This window comes from Enterobacter sp. K16B (assembly GCF_020216105.1).
GTDB classification, from domain to species: domain Bacteria; phylum Pseudomonadota; class Gammaproteobacteria; order Enterobacterales; family Enterobacteriaceae; genus Enterobacter; species Enterobacter sichuanensis.
On record NZ_JAIWJZ010000041.1, the window covers coordinates 1 to 7,790 of the forward strand.

Here is a 7,790-nt window from a genome sequence, read left to right on the forward strand (position 1 = left end):
TCCGCTACTACGACCCGCAGGTCGGGCGGTTTATTGTGCAGGATCCTATTGGGTTGAATGGCGGCTGGAACCTTTATCAGTATGCGCCGAATCCGCTTATTTGGATTGACCCATTGGGCCTAGATGTCATTCGATTAAGGCACTATACAAGTAATCAAGGGTTTACTGGAATAAAAAACAGTATGGTAATCAAGGCTGGGGATCAGAATGCTGTTTTTGCTACAAGAGCCAAAGGTAAGCCTTTAAGCATGGCTGATGCAGCAGAAAAATTTAAAATAAAACAAAATCACGCTAGAATTTATATCGACTTCGATATTGATGAAAGCCGTGTAGAATTCAGAAAAAATGATTTAGGTGTGAAGAATATAAAATTAAAGGTGATGTAGTGTTAGATAAAAAGACCACTAAGTTTAATAAGAGATGCTGAAATTATGAATAAAGACACAAAAAATATAGATGAATTAAAAGAAATCCTGGCTTCTATGGAGGAAATTGTTATCGTAATAGATAAGATCGGATCTGGATTTATTGAAGCAAATAGAACAGCATCAGCCCTTCTGCTTTTTTTTAATCAATGCAATGTTTTAGAAAAATTATCTAAAACTAGAAAGTATCTTTATCGGGAGCTAGAGTCAAAAATATCTGCAGAGGAATTTGATGAATGGATAGAAAACGATTCACCTTTATGGAAGCCTCCTTATGATAAAAGTGAAGGAGAGATATTAGAGATGTTGAAAAACAATAAAAATTAACCTAGTGATGGATATTTAAATTTTTCACTGGGTAGTTATTGCCATTGATTTTGAAATGAATAATGTTTAATTCATTGGTAAATAAAAGTTAGGAGGAGATTCAGCTCTCCTGACTTCTTCTTATTTAATAAATGTACTATCCAATAATTCAGTATGTCCATTATTCCGGAACTACGATCCACTGGTCAGGCGGTTTACTGTGCGGGCTCCGATTGGGCTGAATGGCGGGTGGAACCTTTATCAGTATGCGCCGAATCCGTTGTTATGGATTGATCCTCTTGGATTAACCGCCCTAGATACTACAGGATACAATGTTTATGGATTATTTGATCCGGGAGAAACAAAATCTTATTACGTTGGTATAACTGATGATCTTCTCAGGAGAGCGGGAGAGCATAGGGATTCTGGGCGATTAACTCCGGGTGCTCAGTTGCTTCCTTTAGATGAGAATGTGACCTATGCACAAGCTAGAGGTTACGAACAATACTACATCGAGGAATATAAAACTCGTGCCGGAACATTAGGTAAAGATATTTCAGCTACTAATCGCGGGAATAAATAGAATTCATTTGACCATAGACGTACTGACGGAAGAGGACAGTTTTTTGAAGCAGGATACAGCATCAAAAAAAATGGTTTAGGCGGAAAAGGAAAAAGGTCCGGATGAGTAACTTTAAATTTTTGGTATGGGAGAAAAAACCAAGAACCATGCTTCGCTATGTTAAGCCTGGCGATATATTTTGCTTTAAGGTTGATGGAGGAAGATATCGTTTTGGTCGTATTATGTCATTAATGTCGGTAGGGCATATAGCTGAAATTTTTGATTTTTTATCTGATGCACCTGAAATAACCGAGGGTGAAATTGAGAATGCTAAAAGAATTATTCCTCCATTGATTATAGATACCTATTCTCTACTTGATAAAAAAATTGAGCCAGAAAGTGACTGGAGAATAATTGGGCATCAGGATAATTATTCTCCTGATAATGTTGATGAGATTTATTTTGCATTCGGTATTGGTGATTCTTGCAAAAAGAAAGATTTTTATGGGAATGTTTTCCCAATCGATGAAAGTGAATGGAATGCTCTTCCTAAACTATCACCTAAAAGTGATTTTGATATAAAGAATTTATTAAGTAAAGTTTAGGTGTGAAGCCGGGATAAAAAAACTTCCAGTTGGTTTATGGTTAATAATTACCTGATGGTTTAGTAAATGAGATATGCAGGAATGAGAGAAATACAAAACTCTATTGGTCTTTAATAGCATTGAATGCATAATTGCCATGAAGAAGAATAATGCGCGATCCTGTAAGAAATGTAATGAATATCAATAATATTGTGGTGAGTATACCGACACTAAAATGCCAAAAATAACAGTATCTAAATTTGATGGAAATAACGTTGAGTTCACCTCAGTTTTAGGCAATGGAGTGGCTGTTTGGTGTGGTGAACCACCGAAAGTAAATAGTTGTTATAATGTCGAATTTGATGTGGATGACATTTTTAAATGGGGATTGAATATTTATGATATTTGTCAGGAGACACCTGAAATCAAGGTGGATGGTGAGAGAATGTTATTTGTTTCTCAGGTCATCTCTTATGAGAGTGAAGGGGTTTTAACTGTTTCATTAGGTGGTCAGATTATTTTTTTAGATGTTGAGGCCTACCCAGGAGGTTGTAAATATGTTTCGTTTTCAACAGCTATAAAAAATATCTCACTGTATCCTTTTGTAGTGTAGATGGAAACTAAGAAGAACTTACCCGTTCCGTTACTACGACCCACAGGTGAGGCAGTTAATTGTGCAGGATCCGCTTGGGTTGAATGCTGGGGGGAGTTTTTATCAGTATCCGCTGAATCCGCTGGGGGGGCTCCGTGGGGTTATATAATAGTAATACTGTCATAAGAGCGGTGACGTCTGGAAACGGGAGAGTATGTGAGCGGATAAGAACAATAAGAACAATAAGAACAATACATTAGCATAAAATAACACCGGCCTAACATATTGCAGGTGCTCCGCATTCGCGTGACTCTTGGATTTCCTCCACCAGAAGCCAGGCATCAGCAGAGAATTTATAAACACCGTTTACTCGATATGCTGCTGCGGCGAATCAGGAAGTATTAATTTTTGGTGAGGTTCCTCACGAAGCCATAATATTTAAATAGGTTATTTATGTTAAGCGATGTCAAGAAAAAAATAATTGATAATGATTTTGTTAATAATGTTAGAATTAATTTTGTTTTCAATGATGAACATTATAATGACTTGGTTTCTAGTTTAGATGAGCTTGCTAACCTATTGAAAAATAATCAGTCCATAGATAAAGAATTAGCTTTGTATTTATATACAATACTTCAAATGATTAGAAATGCATATGCTAGTTTTGATAAAGTGGAAAACAAACCATATTTGGCTTTTAAATTAGAAGATGCATGGATAGAGTTAGACTCGCTAGTAATAAACTGTTTAAGCTAAAAGAGTGAAGGCCGGAAGAGAAATTCGCCCAGCTTTGATATGATATAACCCTTTCTTGAACCACAAACAAAAATATAATTAATAATCTATCCTCTACTACGAGCCGCAGATTGTGTGGTTTATTGAGCAGGATCCGATTGGGTTATGTAGGGGATATGAAGTTAGAGGTAACAATCCATACCAGACACGGGGTGATCCTCATTACCCCGGAAGACCTCATTATGCATTCTCAATAGATAACAGAACATTAGTATCGGGAATACTTATTTCAAACTGCGATATAAGAAAACACCAAGAATTTTGGAGTCAATAGTGTGATATGCATCGGGTTTCATAAGTAAAAGCAAATTAAATAGAATAAAAGAAGTGGGACATTTGCCGAAAATAGATGACATATGGATTAAAGCATTTCCTGAACATGTGAACTATAAAAGAGATACAATAATATATCATCATGCGGATTTTAGACCATATGCTATACCCGTATCTGGACGTACTCATGTTAGCAGTGGCGATGTTTGGCATACGAAATGAGGGTAGTAGTTATGTTGTTAACTATAAATGAAATTGAAGTTATGTTGCATGAGAAGTTCTCTCCTTTTTATGGAGAGATGGATGATTTGATTTTGAAAAAAAGAATGGTGCCTGTAAGTAATATTAAGCATTCGGAGGAAGGTCTTGGCGTAAATTTCCCAAAGGACTTTATTGAGTTTGTCAATAATTATGATATTGATAACTTCTCTCTGGGGAATTTATCTTTCGGCCATGATGATGATTATTTGGAGAAAATAGTCAGGATTAACAGTGATGAGTTTAACCATTGGTGGATTGGCGAGCATAGACCAGATGGTGTGATATGTATTGCAATTTCAGACCCTTATACTATCTTGCTTAATACTCACGATGGCAAAGTTTATGCTATTACAAGTGAACAAACTATGGATGGATGGGAATCGATAGCTGATAATTTTGAGCTATTTATCAGAGGTGTTGGTTCGCATTTTTTAAAAGCATGCCCGCTAACGGAAATTATAAAGTCAACAGGTGCAATCGATATTTCATTTTGGAATAATATCTAGCGATAGTGTCTGGTGATAACTTATTTATGTCTGAACTTGGTGTGTGTTTTTTTGATACAATATCAAACTGGTGAAGAAACGGATTTCCTTAATTGATGGGATTTGGAATGGACATTAACTCATCCTTCGAATTCAGCATTTTTGTATGGTTTAGTACGTGCGGAATCTTTTCCAAAACCGCATTTGAAGATCCTTTAGGGTAAAATTATCATGTATCTTTCTGATTCGGAAAACAAACTAACTATATATGAAATAAATGATTTCAATGCAAGTTTTGACTATCGTCTTCCCATGTCATTTCTTAATTTTTATCTTAAAAATAATGGCGGGTATCCTCATAATAATGAAGATGGTAATCCTTTTATGCTTGGTGGTTTTAACCCTATAAAATATGGTGACCTGCCGATTGAGCAACTCTATCGTGACCTTATTGAGTTGTTTGGTGAGTTGATGAATATGGTCCCTTTTGCCTATGATGGCGGGGGGAACTCTTTTCTACTCTCTCTCAAACCTGATGATTCATTAGGGAAGGTTTTTATTTTTCTGATGGATGATAAAGAGGTTGAATTGGTTGCCGATTCGTTCTCGGAATTTTTAGAAGAGTTGTTTTCTTGAAAGTAAAGAGGCAGTTTATAACATTCTCGACAGTGAGGTTGCTGTTATCGCAAACTCAAAGTAAGGTTCGTTTAAAATATTTAAATTTAGTCATTAATTTGAAAACTTATAGATTTACAACCCGGCTTATGCCGGGTTTATTAATATTGAACGGCAAATGTTAAATTTTTCAGATCCAATAGACGCTTTGCTTCCAGAAAATGATGTGCAACCTTATGTTATTTATGGATTTATGAAGCCTGTGCCAACGTACAGGAAAATAAAACTTCCCCTTGGTTTGGTGAATTGGGTCGGGCACTCAATATGAGATTTAACAATCTGTACAGAGTTATATTGATTCCGGCCATTAGAAAGTAATTAAGAAAACAGAAGGCAAAACCTGTGGATAGAGTAGAGTTACAAAGTGAGTTAAATAAATTAAACATACCCAGAGATAGCTACTCTATTGATGGTGTTAAGGATGAGACATTCTGTTTGATCCTCGATAGAGGGCTATGGTGTGTTTTTTATAGTGAACATGGAAAACGCACAGAGGTGGATTTTTTTGCAACTGAAAGTGATGCCTGTCAATCCTTCCTTGCCAGAATCACCAAATGGTTCTAGTTTCAAAAAGTATGTAAAATTAGGTGCCAGTTTTTGGAGTTTCTTAGGCTGGTACTAATTTTCATGCTTTGATAATAATAATCAAAGCATGTGAGTGTAATTCTGCCGCATCAACCTTTTTTAGTCTGGTTAGTACTGCTTTCTAATCAGAAAATCGTCGCCACGTCGCACGGCACCACCAACACCCGCTTCATGTGGCAGGGCTACCGCCTGCTGCAGGAGCAGGAGAGTGGGATGTGCCGCACCTACAGATTATTTAGCTAATGACCCTGTATTTACTAACAGACGTCGTGATGCATCCAAAATTGTCGGAATGAGCGAAATAGAAGTGTCTATAGATAGTAAATTACGTAGTACTCTCCTTGGTTTGAGAGAAGAACCTATTGGTTTCAAAATTTTTAAGAGTCATGAGTTAGGTGACATGGCAAGGCGTGGTGATGTTCAGCACAAAGTCGGCTGTAAGTAGGAGATGATGAGTATACATAAAAGATGGTTAAGCTTTGTATTGCTTGACGATATATCATTTAAAGAGCTGCTTACAAAGCTAGAACAGGTATTTGAACGGACACTAATTTGTGAAGATGAGGAGGGGCGTTATATTGCTAAAGCTGAATGTGATGGTTTTACTGTAACGCTTATAGATAAAGAAGATAGGCTAAGCGAATTTTTATGCGATGAAAACTATAGTCTTGAAATAACGATAAGATCTGATGACTATTTTAATTCCAATTTTGAAAATATCATAAAGGAAACTTTAAGGAATGGTAATATAAAATGGGGAAGATCAGTTTGGGCTCCTGATAAATTATCTCAATGAGTAAACTGTTTTAAAGGTTCTTTAAACCCAGTTAATTAAATAGAGTTTTACTTGGTTTTGTTTTTTTTATTTATTAAATAAAATGAATGCTTTATATTTATTTACGATCCAAACGAAACTTGAAGCCTGCTGGCGAGGGTAGAACATCTTCCTGATCAGAACAAAGGTGGAATTTACCGGTTCAACACGACCTGAATGGGGCCTTGCAGCTGACTTGCACAATTTTTTTGGTCTAAAGTGCCTTATGAAAAATGTAGAAAGCTAATCAGGAGCAAATAAAGTTTAGAGGAGGTAGGTGTGGCTGATAACCAAGAAAAATCTTTGACTTTAAGTCAAACTGAGATAGTAGCTTTGAAAAAAACGATAATGTATTTAAAATTTTCTTGTGAGGAAACCGAATCTGTAATGTACGCAGGTAATCCTCTGATTAACTCTATTTTTTCTAAACTAATAGAGATTGATGATTTAGGACAGCAATCTATTGATTTTTATAATAAAGGTCATGCTGAGAACGAAAGGTTTATTTTGGCTAAATTAGATAAGTTAGAACTTGAAAATGGTCGGGAATTTCAAAGCGAAGTCAAGGAAAGTTCTTTTAGGGAATGCCTTTTTCCGTTCTCAAGAAAATAACTTCTGTATTGTAAATGGTCGGTTTGGAAATACGCCTTACCGGCTCTTCTTTAATCCGCTGATGGTTAATGCTCCATTAGAGTCAAAATTACTGCACTCCGTTGTGTCTTTCCCGTATTGAGGTTCTATAAGTCAATTCGAAAAATATCATGGGGCTAAGTATTAGTCTCTTAAAGCTTAAAAACAGCCAACTCATTGAATCCAAAATGAAATAGGGGTGGTAATGTCACGTGAACTGGTTTTTTATGTAGATGATGAAGGTGTTTCAGTCGATTTAATCTTAACAGTATTTGGGCCTTCTCTCGTCCAATGCATAAACCTTGAATCTGATTCGGTCGATGAAAAAATGAAAAAAGACATCGATTTTCTTATTAAGAAACAGAAGGATTTTTTTGAGAAAATCGCAACTGAAACCCAGGTATATAGCAAGCGTATTTATGGTTCGGATGCAAAAGACTTGATTTTGCTGAAAGTTTATCTCTCCCCAGATGAGGACAATGAATTTGGGTTCATGTTCTCGACCAATTTAGATGAGGAACATGGGATTGGCATTAAATTTAAAGGACTTGCAGTGAAGAAAATTGGTAGTGGCGAAACAGCATTTTTATAGAATTTAACTAAGTCTATCCAATCGGGTAGACCCATTCCTGTGGCAGGGTTACCGCCTGCTGCAGGCTGCCGGCCTGTGCCGTACTTATATTTACGGCCTGAATGAAACCTGGATCCCGCAGGCACAGGGGATCATCTTCATGACCAAAGCAGCTGTGACATTCACTGGTTCAACACCGACCTGAACGGCGCGCCGCTGGAAGTGACCGACG

At 36.6% G+C, this 7,790-nt stretch carries 12 protein-coding genes and 1 pseudogene; all 13 read left to right on the forward strand.

From position 1 onward, the window contains the following. Positions 1–386, forward strand: a 386-nt coding sequence (locus LDK53_RS10455) for an RHS repeat-associated core domain-containing protein (RefSeq protein WP_412174826.1), incomplete at its 5' end; no start/stop codon positions are given. Positions 387–431: 45 nt separating this feature from the next. Then, entirely contained in the window at positions 432–752 is a 321-nt protein-coding gene (locus tag LDK53_RS10460) for a hypothetical protein (protein WP_225286916.1), read from the forward strand. Between the two features lie 160 nt (positions 753–912). Then, positions 913–1,045: pseudogene (locus tag LDK53_RS23045) on the forward strand (RHS repeat-associated core domain-containing protein); the annotation flags it as partial. 370 nt (positions 1,046–1,415) lie between these two features. After that, complete coding sequence (locus tag LDK53_RS10470; protein ID WP_225286925.1) at positions 1,416–1,898, forward strand: immunity 26/phosphotriesterase HocA family protein; 483 nt, start codon at positions 1,416–1,418, stop codon at positions 1,896–1,898. Between the two features lie 214 nt (positions 1,899–2,112). After that, positions 2,113–2,490 carry a hypothetical protein gene (locus LDK53_RS10475; RefSeq protein ID WP_225286927.1) on the forward strand — a complete coding sequence of 126 codons (378 nt, stop codon included), beginning with the start codon at positions 2,113–2,115 and terminating at the stop codon, positions 2,488–2,490. 432 nt (positions 2,491–2,922) lie between these two features. Then, a complete protein-coding gene (locus LDK53_RS10480; RefSeq protein WP_225286929.1) occupies positions 2,923–3,225 on the forward strand; it encodes a hypothetical protein in 303 nt (100 codons plus the stop codon). A 366-nt stretch (positions 3,226–3,591) separates the two neighbouring features. Then, a complete protein-coding gene (locus LDK53_RS10485; protein WP_318527751.1) occupies positions 3,592–3,759 on the forward strand; it encodes a hypothetical protein in 168 nt (55 codons plus the stop codon). 11 nt (positions 3,760–3,770) lie between these two features. Then, on the forward strand, positions 3,771–4,304 hold the full coding sequence (locus tag LDK53_RS10490; RefSeq protein WP_225286931.1) for an SMI1/KNR4 family protein: 534 nt from the start codon (positions 3,771–3,773) through the stop codon (positions 4,302–4,304). Positions 4,305–4,514: 210 nt separating this feature from the next. Beyond that, a complete protein-coding gene (locus LDK53_RS10495; protein WP_225286951.1) occupies positions 4,515–4,919 on the forward strand; it encodes an SMI1/KNR4 family protein in 405 nt (134 codons plus the stop codon). A gap of 693 nt (positions 4,920–5,612) precedes the next feature. Beyond that, positions 5,613–5,786 carry a hypothetical protein gene (locus LDK53_RS10500; RefSeq protein WP_225286953.1) on the forward strand — a complete coding sequence of 58 codons (174 nt, stop codon included), beginning with the start codon at positions 5,613–5,615 and terminating at the stop codon, positions 5,784–5,786. Between the two features lie 205 nt (positions 5,787–5,991). Continuing rightward, complete coding sequence (locus LDK53_RS10505; protein ID WP_225286955.1) at positions 5,992–6,339, forward strand: hypothetical protein; 348 nt, start codon at positions 5,992–5,994, stop codon at positions 6,337–6,339. A 297-nt stretch (positions 6,340–6,636) separates the two neighbouring features. Continuing rightward, entirely contained in the window at positions 6,637–6,969 is a 333-nt protein-coding gene (locus LDK53_RS10510) for a hypothetical protein (RefSeq protein WP_104558055.1), read from the forward strand. Positions 6,970–7,192: 223 nt separating this feature from the next. Next, positions 7,193–7,579 carry a hypothetical protein gene (locus LDK53_RS10515; protein WP_225286957.1) on the forward strand — a complete coding sequence of 129 codons (387 nt, stop codon included), beginning with the start codon at positions 7,193–7,195 and terminating at the stop codon, positions 7,577–7,579. Positions 7,580–7,790: the final 211 nt, after the last annotated feature.

Excerpts from the sequence above, each read along its gene's own strand:
- LDK53_RS10495 (WP_225286951.1), top strand. The coding sequence starts at position 4,515 with ATGTATCTTTCTGATTCGGAAAACAAACTAACTATATATGAAATAAAT.
- LDK53_RS10490 (WP_225286931.1), top strand. The coding sequence starts at position 3,771 with ATGTTGTTAACTATAAATGAAATTGAAGTTATGTTGCATGAGAAGTTC.
- LDK53_RS10460 (WP_225286916.1), top strand. The coding sequence starts at position 432 with ATGAATAAAGACACAAAAAATATAGATGAATTAAAAGAAATCCTGGCT.
- LDK53_RS10480 (WP_225286929.1), top strand. The coding sequence starts at position 2,923 with ATGTTAAGCGATGTCAAGAAAAAAATAATTGATAATGATTTTGTTAAT.
- LDK53_RS10505 (WP_225286955.1), top strand. The coding sequence starts at position 5,992 with ATGATGAGTATACATAAAAGATGGTTAAGCTTTGTATTGCTTGACGAT.
- LDK53_RS10470 (WP_225286925.1), top strand. The coding sequence starts at position 1,416 with ATGAGTAACTTTAAATTTTTGGTATGGGAGAAAAAACCAAGAACCATG.
- LDK53_RS10515 (WP_225286957.1), top strand. The coding sequence starts at position 7,193 with ATGTCACGTGAACTGGTTTTTTATGTAGATGATGAAGGTGTTTCAGTC.
- LDK53_RS10475 (WP_225286927.1), top strand. The coding sequence starts at position 2,113 with ATGCCAAAAATAACAGTATCTAAATTTGATGGAAATAACGTTGAGTTC.